The following is a 21,552-nucleotide window of genomic DNA, read 5'->3' on the forward strand; positions in this document are numbered from 1 at the left end:
GTGTGGTCACCGGCTCAGGTCCAGCACTCGGAGCTGGGCAGCCGCCGGACGGGCGGCTCACCGGGAGCGGGCGGGGACGTGACGATGCCGACCAGGGCGGCGGCGCGCTCGGCGCGGGCCACGGCGGTCTCGGTGTCCGGGCCCACCGTGAGGACGTAGCCCAGGCGGTGCAGATTGGTGGTGACGGGTTCGACCACGTCGCCGGGGCGGGTGAGCAGCACGAGCCGCTCCCGCGCCGGGTCCAGCAGCGCGGCGGCCTCGGGCACGCCGTCGATCCGGCGTACGACCCCGGCCGGGGCGGTGAGGAAGCGGATCGCGGCACCGCCCGCGGGGCGGGCGGCGGCCAGCGCGTCGAGGTCGAGCGGCTCGCCGAGGGCGAGGTCGGCGGCGAGGCCGTACACGTCGGTGCCGGTGGTGAGGTGGACGAGGTCGAGGATGCAGTCGCCCGCGGGGCGGGGGTTGACCTCGACGATGCGGGGACCGTCCGCGGTGAGGATCATCTCGGTGTGCGCGATGCCGTGGTCGAAGCCGACGGCCTTGAGCGCGGCGACGGCCACCTCCTCGACGCGCTCCGCGAGCGGGCCGGGCAGGCGGGCGGGCACGGCCTGGCCGAGTTCCACGAACGAGTCGTCGCGGGTGGCGAGTTTCTCGGTGCGGGCGAGGACGACGGTACGGCCGTCGACGGTCAGCGTCTCCACGCTGATCTCGTCGCCGAACAGTTCCTCCTCGGCGAGCAGGGTGCCGTTCTTGGTGAAGGCGGCCGCGTGCTCCCAGGCGTCGTCGGTCTCCTCCGGTCCGGCGACGCGGATCACGCCCCGGCCCGCGGAGGAGTCGGCGGGCTTGAGGATGAAGGGGTAGGCCAGGCCGGCCATGGCCCGCGCGCGTTCGCCGGTCCCGGTCAGCGTGGCGTCCAGCACCCGGAACTCGGGGCCCGGGACGGAGCATTCGGCGAGGCGGGCGCGGGCCCACGTCTTGTCCGTCAGGTTGCGCAGCGTCTCGGGCGGGCAGCCGGGCAGGCCGAACTCCTCGGCGAGGCGGGCCACCACGGGCAGGGTGGAGTCGAGGAAGCCGATGACGCCCTTGCGGCCGGGTGCGGCGGCCAGTTGGGCGCGGCAGGCTTCGTAGATCTCCTCGGCGGGCCGCTCCGGTGAGAGCGGGACCTGGCGGTCGGCCAGGCGCAGGTAGGCGGCGGTGGCGCTCTCGGCGAGCGCCAGATCGAGGTCCGGGCGGGCGGTCCAGGAACGCAGGGCCTGCTCGCGCAGGCACCCGACGCGGACGAGCAGCAGAAGGGCGCGTGTGTCCAGTGCCATGTCTTTCCTTGGTGGAGGGGCCAACTGCGGCGGCGGTCGGTGCCGCCGCTCACCCCCAGCCGGTGTCGGCGGCCGCGACGGCCTGGCCCGCGCCGGATCGGCGTCCACCGCGTGCTGTCCTGGAAGGCCGCGCCGCTCGCACCGGTACCGGTGCGGGCGCGGTCGATTGCTTGAAAAGGGTGATCACACACCCCATGGGCGTACTCATGTGCCCGTTCTCTCCCCGTTGTCGGAATCTCGTGTCCGAAATCCGGACTCGATCCTTGCCACCGGGAGGGTGTGGCCGCCATGTCCGCGACGGATCATGGATAGGCACTGCCGGATGCGGAAGGCTGAATGAATGACAACCAAACATGAGGTAAACGACGAAAGCGGACTGGACGCGGTCACCCACGCCATGCGACTGCTGTACGCCGTGGCACTCCGGCAAGGTGCCTGTGACCGCGACGAGTTGCTGCGTGACCTCGACCTGCCCGGACCGCTCGCCGAGCGCGCGATCCGCCGGCTGGAGGAACTGGACCTGCTGGTACCCGAACCCGGCCGCCCCGGCGTGTACACCCGCCGCCTGCTGGAGGCGGCCGAGGCGCGCGCGGTACCCCCGCTGCGGCGTGCGGTGCGGGACGCGCAGACCCAGATCGAGTCCGTCCAAGGGGAGTTCGCGGCGCTGAGGGAGGTGCGGGACGCGGAGCGGCGGTCCGGCGACCGCTCCGGGGAGCTGCTCACCGTGGACGCCCGGGACATCGACGCGGTACTGGAGGAGCAGGCGCTCGACTGCCGTACGGAGGTGCTGACGGCCCAGCCGGGCGGCCCGCGGCCGGTCGGTGTGCTGGACCAGGCGCAGCACCGGGACATGGCGATGCTGGCGCGGGGGGTGCGGATGCGCACGATCTACCAGCACAGCGCCCGCTTCAACCCGGCCACGGAGGCGTACGTGGAGCGGCTGACGGAGGCGGGCGCGGAGGTACGTACGCTGCACACCCTGTTTCCCCGGCTCATCGTCTTCGACCGGCGCACGGCGTTCGCGCCCGCGCACGACGGTCCCGGAGTGCTGCGGATCAGCCACCAGGGCGTGGTGTCGTTCCTGGTGAGCGCGTTCGAGACGGCCTGGCGGGTGGCCGTGCCGTTCGCCTCGGCCTACGCCAGCCGCCGGGAGGGGTTCGTCATCTCCGACATGCAGCGCGCCATCGCCCGGCTGCTGCTGGAGGAGCCCAAGGACGCGGCCGTCGCCCGGCACCTGGGCATCAGCGAGCGCTCCTGCCGCCAGCACATCGCCAAGCTCATGACTCAGCTCGGGGCGCACAACCGCACCCACCTGGGCTTTCTGCTCGCCTCGGCGCTCCAGGAGGACGGAGCGGGCGCTTCCGAGTGACCGGTTCAACCGATCGGGGCACAGCCGGAGTTGGCACCCGTGGGCTACTGTGGGCCCGAGACGGACCTCGACGCGGGGCACGCCCACCCCCATCCACACCTCCCGCCCGGCACCCCCACCCCGGCCCGGGTCCGCCGCCGCGCGAGGGCTCCGGCCGTGCCGGCCGACCGGACCTCCGGCGACGCGGAAACCGTGAATACCGTTGCCTTATCCCTTCACATGTGTCCGTCCCAACAGACCGCGCAAAGGCTCTTGCCCTGGAATATTCACCCGCCCTAGGGTGGAGAACAAATCCTCGGACTCCAGGAATTCACGTCACCGGCAAGGAGGCTGCCGCACGATGTGGGACACATCTCCTGACCACCGCTTTTCCGGCAGATAGTCAACACGGGACGGCCTTGCCGTCCCGACCTTCGGCCATCCTCTTCACAGAGATTAAAACGGGGGCAACATTGGACGGCAGTGCGCCGCTTTTGGAGGAAGAACACCGAGGAGGCGGGACCCTTGTCGACGCGTTACTGCATTCATTCCGCGCCAGAACCGACAGCGTCGCGGTGGAGTGCGGGGACGACCGACTGACCTATGCCGGGCTGGACCTGTGGTCCGACGCCGTCCGCGCCGCGCTGGGCGAGCGAGGGGTACGGCCGGGTGACCGGGTGGCCGTACGACTGGCGCCGGGGCCCGGCGCGATCGCGGCGATCGCGGGCATCGTCCGGGCGGGCGCGGCCTACGTCCCGCTGGACGTGCGCAATCCGCCCTCGCGCAACGCCTTCATCCTTCAGGACTGCGCCGCGTCCGCGCTGATCGGCGCCGCCGACGACACCGGCGCGACCGGCCTGCCGGTCCTCTCCGAGCGGGACCTGGACCTGCTGCGGACCGCTCCCCCGGCCCCGCCGGGCGGGACGGCCCCGGCCCCGGCGCCGGAGGACACCGCCTACGTCATCTACACCTCCGGCACCACCGGCCGCCCCAAGGGCGTACCCGTGACGCACGAGGCGGTGACCGCCCTGCTGGGCGCCGCCTCCGGGCTGTTCACCTTCACGCCCGAGGACCGCTGGCTGCTCTTCCACTCCCTCGCCTTCGACTTCGCCGTCTGGGAGATGTGGGGCGCGCTGGCCACCGGTGCCCGGCTGGTCGTCCTCCCGCAGGACACGGCCCGGTCCGCCGAGAGCACCCTGGCGGTGGTCGCCGACCGGGGGGTGACGGTGCTGAACCAGACCCCGACCGCGTTCGCCGCGCTCTCCGCCACGGCACTCGCCTCGGACACCGAACTGCCCGCCCTGCGCTACGTGGTGTTCGGCGGCGAGAAGCTGACGCCCGGTCTGCTGCGGCCCTGGGCGGCCCGGTACGGCCTGGCCGCGCCCCGGCTGGTCAACATGTACGGGATCACCGAGGTCACCGTCCACGCGACGTACCACGAGGTCACGCCCGAGGACCTGGCCGGGGACGACTCCTGTGTGGGCCGGCCGCTGCCCGGCTTCCGCGCGCGCGTGGTCGGCGAGGACGGCCGGGACGCCGAGCGGGGTGAACTGTGGCTCGCCGGACCACAGGTCACCCGCGGCTACCTGGGGCGTCCGGAGCTGGACGCCGAGCGGTTCGTCACCGCTTCCGACGGGGAGCGGCCCGCCCGCTACTACCGCTCCGGCGACGTGGTGAGCACCCGGCCGGACGGCGCTCTGCGCTACCACGGCCGGGCCGACCTCCAGGTGAAGCTGCGCGGCCACCGCATCGAGCTGAGCGAGATCGAGGCTGTGGTGCGCGACCATCCCCAGGTCAGCGACGCGGTGGTGTGGGTGCACACCTTCCGGCCCGGTGACGAGCGGCTGGTGTGCGCGTTCACCACCACCGGCGGCGAGCCGGTGGAGGCGGGGGCGCTGCACGAGCACACCGGGCGCGATCTGCCGTCGTACATGCGGCCCGCGCGCTTTCTGCCCCTGCCGGAACTGCCGCGCACGGTCAACGGCAAGGTCGACCGGGCGGCGGTGGCGCTGACCGACCCCGCGCCCCGCCGGAAGGCGGCCACCGCGGTGGATGCCGCGAGCGGTACCGAGACTTATCTGTCCCGGTTGTGGGAGGAACTCCTCGGCACGGGGGAAATCACGCGAGATGCGGATTTCTTCCAGCTCGGCGGGCATTCCCTCATGGCGTTCCGGATGCAGATGCGGATATCACGCGATCTCGGAGTCCGGGTCCCGCAGAAGGATTTGCTGGCGAATCCCCGACTGGCGGATGTCGTCCGGCTGATCGACGCGCGGCGCGCCGAATCCTCAGCACTCCCCCGTACCTAGCGCGGAACAACTCCCTTCCAGAGCTCCGCCCTTTTCTCCCGATTCCCGTTGGCGTGTCCGCACGCGAGCGGACACCCGAGAACATCAGGGACTGATGTGTCATGCCTCCGATCCACACCTGCGTGGGCTGCCGCCGTTTGATCCGGTCGGACGTGACGGCCGGAAACCGCCCGCACGGCACGCTGTGCGCGCCCTGTTTCGACGCGCTCCTGTCCACCCTGTCCCGGCTGCCGCGGCTGTACGCGGAGGCGGAGCAGGCCCTCGCCCCCGACAGCGCCCGGTCCCTCGTCCGTGTCTCGGGGAACTCCCGCACGGCCGCGCTGCCCGTGCGCAGCCAGGCCGTGGAGGCGCGGTCCGCCCTCATGTCGGTGCTGTCGTCCTGGTCGGCGCTGGTCGCCGACGAACGCCGGGTCGCCGCGCCGAACCGGGAGATACGGGAGATGACGGCGTTCCTGCGCCGCCATCTGGAGTGGCTGGCCCGGCATCCGGCGCTCGGCGAACTCCTCGGCGAACTGGAGGAGTCGGTGGCGCTGGCGCAGCGCTGCGTACAGCCGGGGCAGTCCCGGCAGGTGTCCGTCGGCTCGTGCCGGGAGCCGGAGTGCGCCGGGAACCTCGTCGCCCACATGCGCTCCGGGGGCGCCGGGCCGGCGTCCGAGATCCGGTGCGACAGCGATCCCGCCCACCGCTGGGCCCCGCACGAGTGGCACGCCTTCATCCCGCGCGCCGCCTGCACCGTCTGACCGTCCGAGCAGGGAAGAACCACCGACATGGCAAGTCCACAAGGACTGAGCGTCACCGACGTCGTCGAGATCTGGCGGGTTCCCGCCGGGACCGTGTACCGCCTGGCCAGCCAGCACGGCTGGCGGCGCTACCGGGAGTCGGGCCGCACCCTGTACCACCCGATCGATGTGAGCACCACGCTGAGCGAGCGGTCCGTGGAGCGGGGTGAGCGGTGCGAGTCGGCGTAGTGGTGCTGCCCGAGTACACCTGGCCGGAGGCGCGGGCGCGCTGGCGGGCGGTGGAGGAGCTGGGCTTCGACCACGCCTGGACGTACGACCATCTGGCCTGGCGGAGCCTTGCCGGTGAACCCTGGCTGGGCACGGTCGCCACGCTGGCGGCGGCCGCCGCGGTGACCTCCCGGATCGGGCTCGGCACCTTCGTCACCTCGCCCAACTTCCGTCATCCGGTGCCCTGGTCGCGGGAGGTGATGGCGCTGGACGAGATCTCGGGCGGGCGTTTCCTGTGCGGGGTGGGCGCGGGCGCCACCGATGTGGACGCGGTGATGCTGGGCCGCCCCCCGCTGTCGCCGAAGGCACGGGTGGACCGGATGACGGAGTTCACCGGGCTGCTGGACCGGCTGCTGCGCGAGGACCATGTCGACTTCACGGGCGAGTACTTCACGGCCGTGGACGCGCGTACGGTCTCCGGGCGGGTACGCCGGCCCCGGGTGCCGTTGATCGTGGCGGGCAGCGGTCCGCGCACCCTGCGCCTGGCCCGCCGGCTGGGCGACGGCTGGGTGACCATCGGCCCCGAGGGCGCGGACGGCGAGGACCGCTGGTGGGCCGGGGTCGAGCGGCTCGCCGGGTACATGGACGAGCTGAAGCCCGAGCCCGGCTTCCAGCGCCATCTGTCGCTGGACGCGTGTCCCGGCTACTCGCTGAGCAGCGCGGCCCGGTTCGCCGAGATGCGGGAGCGGGCGGCCGCGCTGGGCTTCACGGACGTGATCGTGCACCATCCGCGGGCCGAGGGCGTGTACGCGGGCCGGGTCGCGGTGCTGGAGGAGGTGGCTCAGCTCCGCGCGGGCGCGGCCGGGGGCGCGGAGGGGTCGAGGCAGCCCTGACGCAGGGTGCGGAAGAACCACTGGTTGAGCCGGGCCACGGTGGTCCGCTCGAAGAGGTCCTTGCGGTAGGTCCAGATCGCCTTCAGCCCCTCGGGGCGTTCCTCCAGCCACAGGGTGAGGTCGAGCCGTGCCTCGGCGTCGTCGTCCGGGGCGGGTTCGCCGGTGAGCCGTATCCCGCCGTCGTAGCGGGCGGGCTCGGTGTTCTGCACGCCGAACGCGACCTGGACCAGCGGGTTGTGGGTGAGTGAGCGGGGCGGGTTGAGCGCCTCCACCAGCCGGTCGAACGGCACGTCCTGATACTCGGCGCCGCGCAGCACCCGCTCCCGTACGCGGTCGAGGTGGGCGTCGAAGGGGGCCGCGGTGTCGACGGCGAGCCGGAGCGGGACGACGTTGATGAAGCAGCCCACGCAAGCCTCGGCGGCGAGGCTGGTGCGTCCGGCGAAGGCGCTGCCGACGACGATGTCGTCCGTGCCGGACCAGTGCGCGAGCACGGCGGAGAACGCGGCGAGCCCCACCATGTTCAGCGTGGTGCGCCGTTCCCGGGCGAACTCGGTGATGTCCTCGGCGAGTTCCCAGGGCAGCGTGAAGTGCAGCCCGGCGCCCGCGTGGCCGCCGTCGGGTCCGGTGGCGGCGCGCGGCCGGTCGGTGGGTACGGCGAGCAGTTCGGGGGCGCCGCGCAGCAGTCCGGCCAGGGCGTCGACCCGTTCCTTGCCCTCGGGCGCGGCGAGCCAGGCGGCCTCCGCCTCGGCGAACCCGGCCATGCCCGGCCGCCCGGAGAGATCGGCCCGGGCCCCGGCGGCGCGGGCGTCGTAGGCGAGGCCGAGGTCGCGTACGAAGATCCCCAGGGACCAGCCGTCGAAGACGATGTGGTGTGCGGTGAGTTCGAGCGCGGTGGCGGTGCCGTCCCGGCACACCATGCGGAAGCGGACGAGCGGGGCGCGTTCCAGGTCGAAGGGGTCGGCCGGGGCGGCGGGTCCGGTCCCTCGGGTCACGGGGAGTTCGACGCCGTCGCGGACGAACTGGGCGGGGTCGCCGTCGTCGTCCCAGCCGAACTCGGTGCGGAAGGCGTCGTGCGCGGCGGCCACGTCGGCGAGCGCGGCCTGGAGCAGATCGGGGTCGGCGCCGGGTTCGATGCGGACGACGGCGTCGATGAGGTAGGCGTCGCTGCCCGGGTTGAACTGTTCGGTGACCCAGAGCCGCCGCTGGGCGGCCGTCAGCGCGGCCGGTCCTCCCGCGCCGGTGCCGTTCACGAGCACGTGGCCTCCATCCGCAGTTCCGTTCCGTCGCCGGAGAGTTCCAGCGTGACCTTCACCTGTCCGAGTTCGCCGGTACGGGTGACGTGGGTGCCGCCGCACGGTGTCGACGCCTCCCCCTCGGCGAGGGCGCACCGGAAGTGGCGCAGCGCGTCGATGCCGGGCCCCTCGGTGGCCACGCCGACCGGGGCGTCCTCGGCGACCCAGCCGGCCATCAGGGTGTTGACCCCGGCCTCGATCCCGGGCAGCTCGGCGGCCAGACCCTCGGTGGAGAAGCCCTTGCGGCGCAGCGACTTGCCGAGCCGGTAGTGGTCGACGCTGCCGTGGGCCGAGATCCGGGAGCTGGTGATGGCCAGCTTGTCGAAGTCGGGGGCGCCGAGCGCGTCGGGCTTGGCCTCCTTGGACCAGCGGGGGGCCAGCATCCGGTTGAGCGCGAGGCCGACCAGCTCGCACAGGGTGTGCCCGGCGGACAGTTGCCGCCGCCGCTCGGGGTCGACCGCGAGGCGGACCCGCTGCCCGGTGAGCGGGCCGGGGTCCGCCGCGAGGACGTGGACGACGTACCAGTCCCAGCCCTCCTCGCCGCGGCGGACCGGGATGCCGGGGCCGACGGCGAGGGGCGCGGAGCCGTCGCGGGGCGCCGCGCCGATCAGGGCGTCCTCGACGGTGTACGCCTCCCCCTCGGCGGTGAGCACGCCCCGGTCGGCCGGCTGGTCGGGCCAGGTGTGGTCGACCGGGTGGAAGGGCGTGGTGTCGCAGACGACGCCGAACGAGCCGTCCAGGGACAGCACTTGGCGGACGGTGGCTTCGCCGGTGAGCGCGCCGGAGGGGAAGGAGACCAGGGTGTTGCCGTACATCGGGTCCTATCCGAGGTCGAGGCCGAGCAGGTCGTCGTACGTCTCCCGGCGGACCCACACCGAGGCGGTTCCGCCGCCGACGGCGACGACCGGCGGGCGCGGAGTGTGATTGAAATTGTTGGACAGGCTACGGCAGTAGGCGCCGGTGCAGGGCACGGCGAGCAGATCGCCGGAGTGGATGTCCGAGGCGAGGTAGTCGTCGCGCACCACCACGTCGCCGGCGTCGCAGTGCACGCCGACCACGCGGGAGAGCCGGGGCTCGGCGGTGGTGTGGCGGTCGGCGAGCACGGCCGAGTAGATGCCGTCGTACAGGGCCGGGCGGATGTTGTCGCTCATGCCGCCGTCGACGGAGACGAAGGCGCGCAGGCCCTCGACGTTCTTGACGGTGCCGACCCGGTAGACGGTGAAGGCGGAGCGGCCGACCACCGCGCGGCCCGGCTCGATGGCCAGCCGGGGTGCGCCGACGCCGAGTTCGCGGCAGCTCTCCTCGCTGAAGCGGCGCAGGGCGTCCGCGATCCCGGCCGGTGCGAGGGGCTGGTGGTGGTCGCGGTAGGCGATGGCGAAGCCGCCGCCGACGCTGACCTCGGGGAGTTCGGCGCCGCAGGTGCGGATGAAGTCGGCACGGACCCTCATCATGCGTTCGACGCCGACCTCGAAGGAGTCCATGCCGAAGATCTGCGAGCCCAGGTGCATGTGCAGCCCGGCGAGTTCGATGCCGTCGGCGTCGTGCGCGTAGGCCACCGCGGCGGCGGCGTCGCCGGTGCGCAGCGAGAAACCGAACTTCTGGTCGTCGTGGGCGGTGGCGATGTTGGCGTGGGTGTCGGCGCGGACACCGACGTTGACGCGGACCAGCACGGTGGGGCGTACGCCGGTGTCGGCGGCGAGTTCCTTCAGCAGGGCCAGTTCGTCGAAGGAGTCGACCACGATCCGGGCGACGCCGTGGCGCAGCGCGGTGGTGAGTTCCTCGGCGGACTTGTTGTTGCCGTGCAGCACCATGCGCGCGCCGGGGAATCCGGCGGCGATGGCCGTCTTCAGCTCGCCCAGCGTGCACACGTCCAGGCCGAGCCCGGCCTCGGCGCAGATCCGGGCGACGGCCTTGCACAGGAACGCCTTGCCCGCGTAGTACACGTCGAAGTCGTGGAAGGCGGTGCGGAACTCGGCGCAGCGGGCGCGGAAGTCGTCCTCGTCGAACAGGTACATCGGCGTGCCGAACTCGGCGGCCAGGTCGGTGACGCGCAGTCCGCCCACGGTGAGGACGCCGGAGGTGTCGCGCGCGACGGTGGCCGGCCACAGGTACGGGGAGAGGGCGTTGAGGTCGGCGGGCTCGGTCAGCCAGTCGGGCTTGAGGGTGTCGCTCATGTCGTTCATTCGCCTTCCACCGGGAAGAACCCCGGAATCTCGGTGGCCGTGCCCGCCTCGACGGCGCGGTCCAGTACGTAGGAGCCCACGGCCAGGTCGAGCACGCCCATGCCGAAGGGCGAGAAGACGACGGGCCGGTCCGGGTCCGGGGCGGTCCGGCCCGCGAGCACGTCGGCGAGGGTGCCGGTGATGAAGTCCCGTCCGCCGGTGAGCTGTTCGGCCAGGTGCGGGGAGGTGTCGGCCTTCAGGCAGTGGTCGACGTCGTCGCAGAGGTTGGCGGCGTCGAGCAGAGTCTCGGGCGCCAGGTCGCGCAGCGAGACGTGCAGTACGACCTGGCCCGGCTTGAAGCGGTGGTCGGCCGGGACGTAGGGGGCGAGCGCGGTGGTGGCGAAGACGACGAGGTCGGCGTCGAGGGCCGCGTCCAGACCGGTGGCGGTGCCGCCGGGGAAGCGGGCCGCGAAGGCGGCGGCCGCCTCCGGATCGAGGTCGTGGCAGTGCACGCGCCCGGCGCCCAGGCCGCTCGCCGTCAGGTACCGGCAGATCTCCCGCGCGATCACCCCGGTGCCGACCACGCCCCAGCTCGCGGGCCTGCCCGGCACCAGGGTGCGGGCGGCGAGCGCGGCGGAGGCGGCCGTGCGGGCGGCGCTGATCGTGGCGGACTCCAGCAGGGCCACGGGGTAGCCGGTCTCGTAGTCGTTGAGGACCAGGACGGCCGAGGCGCGAGGCAGGCCGCGTCCGGTGTTCTTCGGGAAGCTGGAGATCCACTTGATCCCGGCCACGTCCACGTCGCCGCCGAGGTAGGCGGGCAGGGCGATGATGCGGCTGTCGGGCTTGGCGGGGAAGCGCAGGAAGTAGCTGTCGGGGTTGATGGTGTCACCGGCGTCGTGGAGCAGGTACGCCTCGCGCACCCGCTCGATCACCTCCGCCTCGTGGCCGGCCAGCGCCTCGCGCACGGCGCGGCCGCCGACCACCGTGAAGGGGCGTGTCGTCGCTGTCACTTGCTGCTCTCGCTCTCTGCCGTCACCGGCGTCCGGGCGGGCGGCAGCGGCCGCCCCCCGATGTCCTTCAGGAAGTCCTGGCCGTAGTGGGCGGCCACCCAGGTGTCGTCGTAGACGGTGTCCAGATAGGCGTGGCCGTGGTCCGGGGAGACGGCCAGCACCCGGCTGCCCGCCGGTATGCGGTGCGCGCTCGCGCGTACGGCGGCGAGCACGGTGCCGGTGGAGCCGCCGACCAGCAGTCCGTGGTCGGCCGCGGTGCGGCGGCAGGCGACTATGGCGTCCGGTTCGGGCACCAGCATCCGTTCGTAGCGGCCGTGTTCGCCGCGTCGGAAGATCTCCGGCACCCGGCTGGAGCCGAGGCCGGGGATGAGCCGCCGGGCGGCGGGGCCGCCGAAGGTGACCGAGCCGACCGCGTCGACGCCGACGACGACCGTGGGCGCGCCGATGCGGGCGAAGTGCTCCAGGCAGCCCATCAGCGTGCCGGAGGTGCCGACGCCGACGAACAGCCGGTCGGGCACCCCGAACCCCTCGGTGATCTCGACGGCGGTGCCCTCGCGGTGGGCGGCGACGTTGGCCGGGTTGGCGTACTGGTTGAGCCACACCAGCGCCGGGTCGGCGGCGAGCTTGAGGCTGATGTGGGCGATGCGGGAGCCGAGGAAGCCGTCGTTGGCGTCGCGCTGGTCGACGATGACCACGTCGGCGCCGAGCGCCCGCATCTGCTGCACGCTGCGGTAGTTGGCGTTCGGGTCGGTGACCAGGGTGATCGGGTAGCCGCGGGCCGCGCAGATCGAGGCGAGCGCGATGCCGAGGTTGCCGGAGGTGGACTCGATCAGCCGGGTGCCGGGGCCGATCCGGCCGGCCTCCTCGGCGGCGGTGATCATCGCGCGGGCGGCCTTGATCTTGATGGAGCCGGCCGGGTTCTGCGCCTCCAGCTTCAGCCAGGTCTCGGCGTGCGGCAGGAACCCGGCGAGCCGCACGAAGCAGTGCGGGTCCCCGGCGTCATGGGCGCTGTCGTACAGCATGCGGGCCCTCCGGTGCTCCGTCGGCGGCGGACCGTCGCAGGACGGAGGCCAGCAGGTGGGGTCGGGACTGGTTGAGGTAGTGGCCGCCGTCCTCGGTGCGGACGACGTGCGGGGTGCGGGCCAGCAGGCCCCAGCGGGCGACGGTGTCCTCGTGGCCGCGGGTCACCGGGTCGTCGGCCGCGAGGACCACGGTCAGCGGGTGGTCGGCGCGGACCGGGGCGGTGAGCAGCTCGCGCAGGAAGGCGTTGCCGAGCGCGGTGTCCCGGCGCAGCGCCCGCAGCACGGCGGGCCCGGTGTCGGGCGCGGGGGCGCCGGGCTCGCCGGGTACGACCCAGGTGGCGACGGTCTCCTCGGAGGCGGCGGTCACCTCGGCCACCGGGTGGTCGGCGGGATCGGTGGACTTCAGGGCCCGCCCGACCAGGACGACGGGCGGCCGGGAAGGCAGCGCGCGGGCGAGGGCGAGCGCGATTCCGGCGCCGGCGCAGTGGCCGAGCAGGACGAGCGGCCCGGTGACGTCGGCGAGTTCGGCGGCCAGGTCGCGCAGCAGGGCGCCGGTGGCGGGTACGCCCTCCTCGCGCAGGTCGAGCGCGCGGAACCGGACCGGGCCGGTGTCCTCCAGCGCCTTGGCGAGCGGCAGGTAGCCGACCGGGGAGCCGCCCGCGTACGGGAAGCAGACCACGGTCAGTTCCGGGTCCTCAGCGGCGGCCAGCTCCACCAGCAGCCCGCCGGTGCCGGCCGCACCGCGGGCCAGGGCGCGGGCGGTACGGCCCTGGAGCAGTCCGCGCACGGTGACCAGGCCGTCGGAGCGCGCGGCCACCGCCATCGCGGCGAGGGAGTGGCCGCCGAGGTCGAAGAAGTCGTCGTCGGCGCCGACTGACTCCTCGGGCACGCCGAGCGCGTCGGCGAACAGCCGGACGATCGCGCGCTCGGTGTCGTCGGCGGGCGGTTCGGGGGTGCGGGCGGTGAGCGCGGGCAGCGGGCGGGCGGCCAAGGCGTTGCGGTCGGCCTTGCCGTTGCGGTTGAGCGGCACCTCGTCCAGCCGGGCGACCACGTCGGGCAGCATGTAGGCGGGCAGCAGCCGGGCGGCCTCCTCGCGCAGCCGTCCCGCGCCGGGCTCGGCGTCGCCGGTGTACCAGACGGCGAGCAGGGTGCGCCCGCCGTCCCGGCGGACCTCGGCGAACGCCTGGTCGACGCCCTCGATCCGGGTCAGCGTCTGCTCGATCTCGGGGAGTTCGACGCGGTGCCCGCGCAGCTTGACCTGCTGATCCCGGCGCCCGACGCAGTCCAGGGTGCCGTCGGGCAGCCAGCGGCCGAGGTCGCCGGTGCGGTAGGCGCGGGCGGAGGTGGTGTCCAGGGTGTTGGCGGGGAAGGCCGCGGCGGTGCGCTCGGGGTCGTTGACGTATCCGGCGCCGACGCAGGGGCCCGTCACATGGATCTCGCCGAGGGTGCCGGGCGGGACCGGGGTGCCGTTCTCGGCGAGGACGTGCAGCGTGGTGTTGATGACCGGGGCGCCCACGGGGACGCGCTCGGTGTGCACCGGGGCGCGCAGGATGTGGTGGGTGATGTCGTCGGACGCCTCGGTGGGCCCGTAGGCGTTGACCACCGGGATCGCGGGGTACGCGGCGAACCAGCGGCGGGCCAGGGCGGGGGCGAACGCCTCGCCGGTGACCATCAGCCAGCGCAGCCGGGGCAGTTCGCGCGGGGCGGCGCGGAGGGTGTCCAGCAGGGCGTCGAGCAGGGAGGGCACGACCTCCAGCACGCTCACGCCTTCGGAGACGACGGTGTCCAGGAAGTCGGCGGGGTCGGTCACCCGGTCGTGGATGACGCTGCGTCCGCCGGTGAGCCAGGGGGCGACGAGCTGCCACACGGAGATGTCGAAGCACTGGGAGGCGACCTGGGAGACCACGTCGTCACCGGTCAGCGCGAGGTCGTCCACCTTGGCCTGGAGGTGGTTGAGCATCCCCCGGTGCTCGACGACGGCACCCTTGGGTTCGCCGGTGGAGCCGGAGGTGAAGATGACGTAGGCCGGGTCGTCGGGGCCGGGGCGGTGCGCGGGCGGGGTGCCGTCGGAGTCGGTGCCGGTCTCGGGCGGGGCGAGCAGGGCGGTGTACTCGGCCGGGTCGAGGATGTGGCGGCAGCCGCTGCGGGTCACGGCGTGCCGGAGGCGTTCGGCGGGGTCGCCGGGTTCCTGCGGCAGGTAGACGGCGCCCGCCTTCATGACGCCGAGCAGGCTCACCGCCCAGGGCAGCCCGCGTGGCATGCGCACCGCGACCACGTCACCGGGTGCGGCGCCGCGTGCGGTGAGGGCGCGGGCCAACCGGTCCGAGGCGCGGTCGAGTTCGGCGTAGGTGAGGGTGTCGGGGCCGTGGCCGACGGCGGTGCGCTCCGGGTGGCGGGCGGCGGTGTCGGCGAACCGGTCGAGGAGGGTGGTGCCGGGCACCTCCCGGACCGGGCCGGTCCGGTGGCGGGCGAGCCAGTCGCGCTCCTCCTCGCTCATGAAGGTGCGGGCGAAGGGCGGGGCGTCGGGGTCGGCGGCCAGGGCGCGCAGCGCGCGCAGGTAGTAGCCGCCGAACCGCTCCACCCCGGCCCGGTCGAACACCGAGCCGTCGTAGTGGAGTTGCAGGCCCACGGTGTCGTCGAGGGCGTCGCGGGAGAACTCGGCGCGCAGCGGGAACTCGGTCTGGCTGTGCACGGAGACCCGGTGCAGCCGGGCGCCGTGGCGACGGGCCAGGGCGCCGAGGACGTGGAAGTGGGTGAAGTTGAAGACGGCCTCGAACAGCGGGCGGCGCAGGTGCCGGGCCATCTCGCCCATGGGGTAGCGGCGGTGCGGCAGGAGTGCGCTCTCCTCGTCGTAGACCCGCCGGACCAGGTCGGCCCAGCTCGGGGCGTCGGTGCGGACGCGGAAGGGGAGGGTGTTCAGGAAGAGACCGAGGGTGCGTTCGGCGTCCTGCCGCTCGGGGCGCCCGCTGTGTTCGTAGCCGGTGGTGATGTCGTCGCGTCCGGCGGCGAAGGAGAGCACGGCGGTGTGCGCGGCGAGCAGTACGGACTTGACGGGGACGCCGAGCCGCGCGGCGGTGGCGAGCAGCTCGGGGCCGAGGCCGGCGTCGAGGGGCACGTCGAGGGTGCGGACGGTCTCGGCGGGGTCGAGGCCGGCGCCGGGGTTGCGGGGCAGCGCGGTGGCGTCGGCGCCGTCGAGCCGGGTGAGCCAGAAGTCGCGGGCCTCCTCGGAGGCGACGGCCCGCTGTTCCAGGGCGACGAACTCCGCGTAGTCGGTGCCGGGCCGGCCGGCGGTCGCGCTGGCGTCGAAGCAGAGGTCGAACAGGTCGTAGAGCAGCCGGTTGACGCTCCAGCCGTCCAGGGCGGCCGCGTGGTAGCTGAGCAGCAGGTGGTGGCGGTCGCCGCCGAGCAGGCACAGCCGCATCCGTACGGGGCCGACGGTGCCCTCGGGGAAGCCGGTGGCGAGTTCCTCGGCGGTCGCCTTCTCCAGGTAGGCGCGCTGGGCGTCGGGGTCCCGGCCGGTGAGGTCGACGGTGGTGCACCAGTCGGGGGTGTCGCGGTGGACGACCTGGGTGGGCCGGGAGAAGCCGGCTGCGTGGAAGGAGGTGCGCAGCATCGGGTGGCGGCGGGCCGCCTCGGTCGCGGCGCGCCGGAAGCGGGCGGGGTCCAGCGGGGCGTCGTAGCGGTAGCCGGAGACGTCGTGGTAGACGGCGGCGTCACGGGTGGCGATCTCGTAGAGCAGCCCGGCCTGGAGGCTGGAGAGGGGGTACGCGGCCTCGGCGTCGGCGGGCAGCGCGGCCCGGTCGGCGGGGGTCAGGGCGGCGAAGGGGGCCGGTGCCTCGGGCGCGTCGGGTCCGGCCCGGCGGACCAGGGGGGCGAGCAGGGCGACGGTGGGGTGGGCGAACAGTTCCTGGAAGGTGAAGTCGAGCCCGGCGCGCCGGGCGGCGGCCAGCACGCCGATGAACTTGATGGAGTCGCCGCCGAGTTCGAAGAAGTTGTCCGTGACCCCGAGGTCCTCCCGGCCGAGCGCGGCGGCGAAGATCCCGGCCAGCTCCTCCTCCAGCGGGGTACGAGGGGCCACCCGGCCGGTGCCCGGAGTGGCCGGCAGCGCGGCGAGGGCCTTCAGGTCCCGTTTGCCGTTGGGGGTGCGCGGGATCTCCGCCACGGTCACGAACCGGGCCGGGACCATGTAGGAGGGCAACTGCCGGGCGAGCCCCGCGCGCAGGGCCTCCGTGTCCGGCCGCGCCGACACGACGTACGCGCGCAGGGCGCCTTCGTGCAGGGCCACCGCGCACTCGGTGACCCCGGGGAGCGCGGTGAGGACGTGCTCGATCTCGCCGGGCTCGATGCGGTGGCCGCGCACCTTCACCTGGTCGTCGAGCCGGCCCAGGTACTCGACCGTGCCGTCCTCCCGCCAGCGGGCCGCGTCGCCGGTGCGGTAGCAGCGTTCGCCGGGCGCGGTCGGGTCGGGCACGAAGCGCTCGGCGGTCAGGCCGGGGGCGCCCAGGTAGCCGCGGGCCAGACCGGCCCCGCTCAGGTACAGCTCGCCCGGCACGCCGACCGGGGCGGGGCCGCCGTCGCGGGTGAGGACGCGCAGCCGGATGTTGTCGATGGGGGTGCCGAGCGGGACCGGGCGGCGCGGGTCGTGGCCGGTGCAGTCGTGGTGGGTGACGTCGACGGCGGCCTCGGTCGGCCCGTACAGGTTGACCAGTGCCGGGGCGTCGGGGCCGGGGAAGGCGCGGGCGAGGGCGGGTATCGCGTCGGCGGGCAGCGCCTCGCCGCTGGCGAAGATCCGGCGCAGCCCGGTGGGCGCGGTGCCGTCGGCGAGGTGGGCGAGGAACGCCTGCAGCATGGAGGGCACGAAGTGCGCGGTGGTCACGCCGTGTTCGGTCATCCGGCGGACGAGGGCGGCCGGGTCGCGTTCGTCGCCGGAGGGCAGGGTGCTCACCGCGCAGCCCGCGAGCGCCCACCAGAAGATCTCCCACAGGGAGACGTCGAACGCGGTGGGTGTCTTGTGCAGGATGACGTCGCCGGGGGTGAGCGGGTACTGCCGCTGCATCCAGCGCAGCCGGTTCACGATCGCCCGGTGTTCCACCATGACGCCCTTGGGGCGGCCGGTGGAGCCGGAGGTGTAGATGACGTAGGCGAGGTCGCTCTCGGTGGCGAGCGGGGGCAGGTCGGTGCCGTCGAGCGCGGCGAGCGCCGGGTCGGCGGGGTCCACCAGGCGGGTGGCGCCGGGGCAGTCGGTGCCGACCGCGATCCGGGCGCCGCTGTGGGTGACCATGTGGCGGCGGCGCGCCTCGGGCAGGGCCGGGTCGACGGGCAGGTAGGCGGCGCCCGACTTGAGCACGGCGTGGAAGGCGATCAGCGCCTCGGGGCTGCGGGGCAGGGCGACGGCGACGATTCCACCGGGTGCGGCGCCCAGTTCGCGCAGGTGCCGGGCGAGCTGGTTGGCGCGGGCGTTGAACTCGGCGTAGGTCAGGCCGCTTCCGTCGAGCACGGCCGGGCGGTCCGGGTGCCGGGCGGCGGTGTGCTGGACGAACTCGTGCAGCAGGGTGCCGGGTTCGTAGCCGTGGGCGGTGCGGTTGGCCCGCGCGAGGAGCTCCGTCTCCGCCGGGTCCGGTGTGCCGTGCACCGGGCCGAGGGCGGCGATCCGGGCGTGGGCCCGCGCGAACCGCCCGGCCAGGCGCCGTGCGGTGCCGGGCAGCAGGAGGTCGGCGCGGTAGGTCAGCCGCAGCCTGCCGCCGCGCACCGCGAACCCGGCGGTGATCCCGTCCGGCAGCGTGTCCTGCGGGTACGGCAGCACGGCGAGGTCGGTGGGGACGACGCCCTCGGCGGCCAGCACCTGGGCGGGCGGCACGTCGAGGTGGGCGGCGCCCTCGCGGTAGGCGCGGCGGACCTCGGTGAGCAGGGCGCGGGTGTCGGTGCCGACGTCGACGAGCACGGGGAAGTCCCGGTCCCCGGCGCGGGTGCGGACGCAGACCCGCGCGCTGTCGGTCTCGGTGGCGGCGACGGCCGCGACGGCGGCGGTGACGAACACCTGGGCCAGCGTGGGTTCGTCACCGGTCAGCGCGCTCGCGCGGGCGACGGCCTCGGTGTCGAGGTCCTGCTCCCACACCCCGGTGGCCGGGTCCTCGGGGCCGGTGCCCGCGAGGAGGTCGTGGTGGAGCAGGGTGGCCGCGTCGAGCGCCCCGGCCCACCGCCGCCAGTACCGGGTCTGCTCCGGGTACTCGTTCAGGGCCTGGCTGCCGCGCAACGTGGTCATCGTGCTGCTCCAAAGTCGAAGTCGGCGTCGCTGGCGTAGGCGCCCGCCGTGAGGCGCCGCAGCACCGGCCCCTCGGGGGCGGTGGCGATCTCGTCCAGTGCCAGCAGGACGGAGTCCAGCAGGTGGTCGGCGGAGGCCCGTTCGTACAGCTCGGTGGAGTGCTCCAGGTCGCACACCAGGCGGTCGGGGCGGACGTGGACCTGGAGGTTGAGGTCGAACCGGGTGGTGCCGGGGTGGAGGAAGTCCAGCGAGGCGGTGAGCCCGGCCTCGGCGAACTCGTAGGAGTCGAGGTTCTGCAGGCCGAAGAAGGCGTCGATCAGCGGGTCGCGCAGTCCGGGCCGGCCCGCGCCCAGCTCGCGCACCAGCCGGTCGTAGGGGACGGCGCCCCGGTCCAGGGCGTCCTGGTGGCTCTCGCGCAGGTCCGCCACCAGGGCGCCGAGCGTGGTGTCCTCCTCCAGCCGGACGCGCAGCGGCACGGTCTGCACGAACATGCCGACCACGTCGGCGAGTTCGTGGTGGCCGCGGCCGTGCACGGGGGTGCCGACCACCAGGTCGGTGAGGCCACCGACGCGGGCCAGGGCGGTGGCGTAGGCGGCGAGCAGCACCACGAACGGGGTGGTGCCGTGCACGCGGGCCGTCTTCTCCACCGCGTCGGCGGCGACCGGGTCGCGCCGCACCCGGCCGCCCGCGTCGGTGGGGCGCGGCGGGCGCGGCCGGTCGGTGGGCAGGGTGCCGCCGCCGGGTGCTCCGGCGAGCGAGGTCAGCCAGGGGCCGAGGTCGTCGTCCCGCCCGGCGCACCAGCGGGCCGCGTCCAGCCAGCGCAGCGGCACGGGGGCGGGCGTCTCTCCGGCGAGCAGGGCGAGCAGTTCCCGCACGAGGACGCGGACCGAGACGCCGTCGGCCACGACGTGGTGCAGATCCAGCAGCAGCCCCCGGTCACCGGCGCGGCGGGCGCGCAGCAGCGGGGGCGCGGCGAGGTCGAAGGGACGTACGAACTCGCCTTCCGCGTCCTCGGGTTCGAGGCGCACGGTGACCCCGTCGACGACCTCCTGCCGGATGCCGTCCGCGTCGGCGGTCAGCCGCGTACGCAGAGCCTCGTGCCGCTCGACCAGGGCGTCCAGGGCGCCCTGGAGCCGCTCGGGGCCGACGGGCGCCCCGAAGTCCAGGCGTACGGGGATGTTGTACGCGACCGAGTCCGGGTCGGCCTGCCAGAGGGCGTACAGCCCGCGCTGGGCGGGGTGCGCCGGGCCGGTGCGGCCGGTGCCGCGCGGTACGGGCGCGCTGGCCTGGCCGGCATGCTCCAGCAGGGCGCGCATCCCGGCCAGGGTGGGGGCCGCGTAGACCTGGCGGAAGCCGAGCCTGCGGCCGAGGCGGGCCTCGATCCGGTCGAGCAGGACGCCCAGGCGTACGGAGTCGCCGCCGAGGGCGAAGAAGTCGCTGTCGGGGCCGATGGCCGCCGGGTCCTGGCCGAGCACCCGCGCCCACAGCCCGGTCAGCTCGTCCGGCGCCGGGGCGTCCTCGTGCGTCCCGTGCGTCCGGGGTGCGGGCAGCCGGGCGGTGTCGACCTTGCCGTTGGGGTTCAGCGGCAGGCGGTCCAGGACGGTGAGGTGGGCGGGGAGCAGATAGCGGGGCAGCCGTTCGGCGAGGGCCGTGCGCAGGGCGCCGGGGTCCATGCCGGTGACGGCGTACGCGCTCAGCCGGGCCTCCCCCGCCTCGTCGCGTACGGCGACCGTGTGGGCCTGGCGTACGGCGGGCAGGGCGAGCAGGGCGGCCGTGACCTCGGCGGGCTCCACCAGGTTGCCCAGGATCTTGACCTGCTGGTCGGCGCGCCCGTGGAAGCGGACCAGGCCGTCCTTCTCGCGGGTGACCAGGTCGCCGGTGCGGTAGCGGCCGCCGGGGAAGCGGGCCGCCGTCAGCCCGAGGTCACCGAGGTAGCCGCGCGCCACCCCGGCGCCGCCCACCCACAGCTCGCCCTCGGTGCCGTCCGGCACCGGCTGCCCGGCCTGGTCGCACACGTACAGCTCGGTGCCCGCGACGGCCCGGCCGACGGGCACCGGGTCCGGGACGGGGGCGGTGACGCGGTGCACGGTGGTGAAGACGGTGTTCTCGGTGGGGCCGTAGCCGTTGTACAGCGCCAGTTCCGGACAGCGGGCGAGCACCCGTGCCGCGTGCCCCGCGGAGACGACGTCGCCGCCGGTCATCAGGGTGCGCAGGCCCGCGAACAGGGCCGGGTCGTGGTCGGCCATGCGGTGGAACAGGGGCGCCGTCAGCCAGGCGAACTCGATCCGCTCCCGGCGCAGGAACTCCGCGTACGCGGCCGGGCGGGCCATGGTCTCCGCGTCGGCGATGTGCAGCGAGCCCCCGTTCAGCAGCGCGCCCCACACCTCCAGCGTGGCGGCGTCGAACTCCGGGGCGGCACCGTGCGCGGCCCGCATCCCCACCGGCAGCCAGGGGTGCTCCGACGCGCACACCAGCCGCAGCACGCCCCGCTGTTCGACGACGACCCCCTTGGGGGTGCCGGTGCTGCCGGAGGTGAACATGACGTAGGCCGGGGGCGTGTCACCGGCGCCCTCGGACAGGGGCGCGGCGGTGCGCCCGGCCGCCCTCACCTCGGCCGCCGGCACCGATCCCGTCCCGGCGTCCGGCACGCCGACGACGAGGCGCGGGCGGGCATGGTCCGTGATCTGCCGCAGCCGGGTGGCGGGCCAGCCGGGGTTGAGGGGCAGGTAGGCGGCTCCGGCGAGCACCGTGCCGACCAGTGCGACCACCCCGGCCGCCGAGCGCCCGCCGAGCAGACCGACGAGGTCTCCCCGGCGCACACCCAGCCGGACCAGTCCGCGCGCGAACTCCTCCGAAGCCGCCGCCAGTTCGGCGTAGGTCAGCCTCGTCGTGCCGTCGCTGACGGCCAGGGCGCCGGGTGTCCTGGCCGCCCGGTCCCGGAACAGTTCCGCGATCACCTTGTGCTCCTCCCCCGTCGTGCGCCGCCCGGTCGGGCGG

Annotated in this window: 13 protein-coding genes; 5 read left to right on the plus strand and 8 right to left on the minus strand. The window is 74.4% G+C overall.

Annotated features, from left to right (window positions below):
* Positions 1-14: 14 nt before the first annotated feature.
* Entirely contained in the window at positions 15-1,310 is a 1,296-nt protein-coding gene (locus tag HEK131_RS24280) for an ATP-grasp domain-containing protein (RefSeq protein ID WP_244337014.1), read from the minus strand.
* 340 nt (positions 1,311-1,650) lie between these two features.
* Between HEK131_RS24280 and HEK131_RS24285 the strand changes: the two genes are divergently transcribed.
* From HEK131_RS24285 to HEK131_RS24305, 5 genes are all read left to right on the plus strand, one after another.
* Positions 1,651-2,679 (plus strand): LuxR C-terminal-related transcriptional regulator, encoded by a 1,029-nt coding sequence (locus HEK131_RS24285; RefSeq protein WP_244337015.1) that lies wholly within the window; start codon positions 1,651-1,653, stop codon positions 2,677-2,679.
* 221 nt (positions 2,680-2,900) lie between these two features.
* Positions 2,901-4,967, plus strand: coding sequence for an amino acid adenylation domain-containing protein (locus tag HEK131_RS24290; protein ID WP_279614273.1), 2,067 nt, complete (start codon positions 2,901-2,903; stop codon positions 4,965-4,967).
* Positions 4,968-5,119: 152 nt separating this feature from the next.
* Positions 5,120-5,707: a hypothetical protein gene (locus HEK131_RS24295; protein ID WP_217461765.1), complete on the plus strand. Its 588-nt coding sequence runs from the start codon at positions 5,120-5,122 to the stop codon at positions 5,705-5,707.
* Between the two features lie 27 nt (positions 5,708-5,734).
* Positions 5,735-5,935 carry a helix-turn-helix domain-containing protein gene (locus HEK131_RS24300; RefSeq protein WP_217461766.1) on the plus strand — a complete coding sequence of 67 codons (201 nt, stop codon included), beginning with the start codon at positions 5,735-5,737 and terminating at the stop codon, positions 5,933-5,935.
* Complete coding sequence (locus tag HEK131_RS24305; protein WP_244337017.1) at positions 5,920-6,807, plus strand: LLM class flavin-dependent oxidoreductase; 888 nt, start codon at positions 5,920-5,922, stop codon at positions 6,805-6,807. Before HEK131_RS24300 ends, HEK131_RS24305 begins: the two co-directional genes overlap by 16 nt.
* Here the strand turns inward: HEK131_RS24305 and HEK131_RS24310 are convergent.
* From HEK131_RS24310 to HEK131_RS24340, 7 genes are read right to left on the minus strand one after another with little or no spacing between them, the layout of a single operon-like run.
* A complete protein-coding gene (locus tag HEK131_RS24310) occupies positions 6,756-8,057 on the minus strand; it encodes a condensation domain-containing protein (protein WP_244337018.1) in 1,302 nt (433 codons plus the stop codon). The genes HEK131_RS24305 and HEK131_RS24310 overlap by 52 nt on opposite strands.
* A complete protein-coding gene (locus HEK131_RS24315; protein WP_244337019.1) occupies positions 8,054-8,914 on the minus strand; it encodes a metal-dependent hydrolase in 861 nt (286 codons plus the stop codon). Before HEK131_RS24315 ends, HEK131_RS24310 begins: the two co-directional genes overlap by 4 nt.
* A 6-nt stretch (positions 8,915-8,920) precedes the next feature.
* On the minus strand, positions 8,921-10,282 hold the full coding sequence (lysA, locus tag HEK131_RS24320) for a diaminopimelate decarboxylase (protein ID WP_432215672.1): 1,362 nt from the start codon (positions 10,280-10,282) through the stop codon (positions 8,921-8,923).
* Positions 10,279-11,271, minus strand: coding sequence for a 2,3-diaminopropionate biosynthesis protein SbnB (sbnB, locus tag HEK131_RS24325; protein WP_244337021.1), 993 nt, complete (start codon positions 11,269-11,271; stop codon positions 10,279-10,281). Before sbnB ends, lysA begins: the two co-directional genes overlap by 4 nt.
* Positions 11,268-12,293 carry a 2,3-diaminopropionate biosynthesis protein SbnA gene (gene sbnA / locus HEK131_RS24330; protein ID WP_217461772.1) on the minus strand — a complete coding sequence of 342 codons (1,026 nt, stop codon included), beginning with the start codon at positions 12,291-12,293 and terminating at the stop codon, positions 11,268-11,270. The genes sbnB and sbnA overlap by 4 nt, the downstream gene beginning before the upstream one ends.
* Positions 12,271-18,555 (minus strand): non-ribosomal peptide synthetase, encoded by a 6,285-nt coding sequence (locus HEK131_RS24335; protein ID WP_244337022.1) that lies wholly within the window; start codon positions 18,553-18,555, stop codon positions 12,271-12,273. The genes sbnA and HEK131_RS24335 overlap by 23 nt, the downstream gene beginning before the upstream one ends.
* Complete coding sequence (locus HEK131_RS24340; protein ID WP_244337023.1) at positions 18,552-21,512, minus strand: amino acid adenylation domain-containing protein; 2,961 nt, start codon at positions 21,510-21,512, stop codon at positions 18,552-18,554. The genes HEK131_RS24335 and HEK131_RS24340 overlap by 4 nt, the downstream gene beginning before the upstream one ends.
* Positions 21,513-21,552: the final 40 nt, after the last annotated feature.

It is taken from the genome of Streptomyces seoulensis (genome assembly GCF_022846655.1).
Classification (GTDB): Bacteria; Actinomycetota; Actinomycetes; order Streptomycetales; family Streptomycetaceae; genus Streptomyces.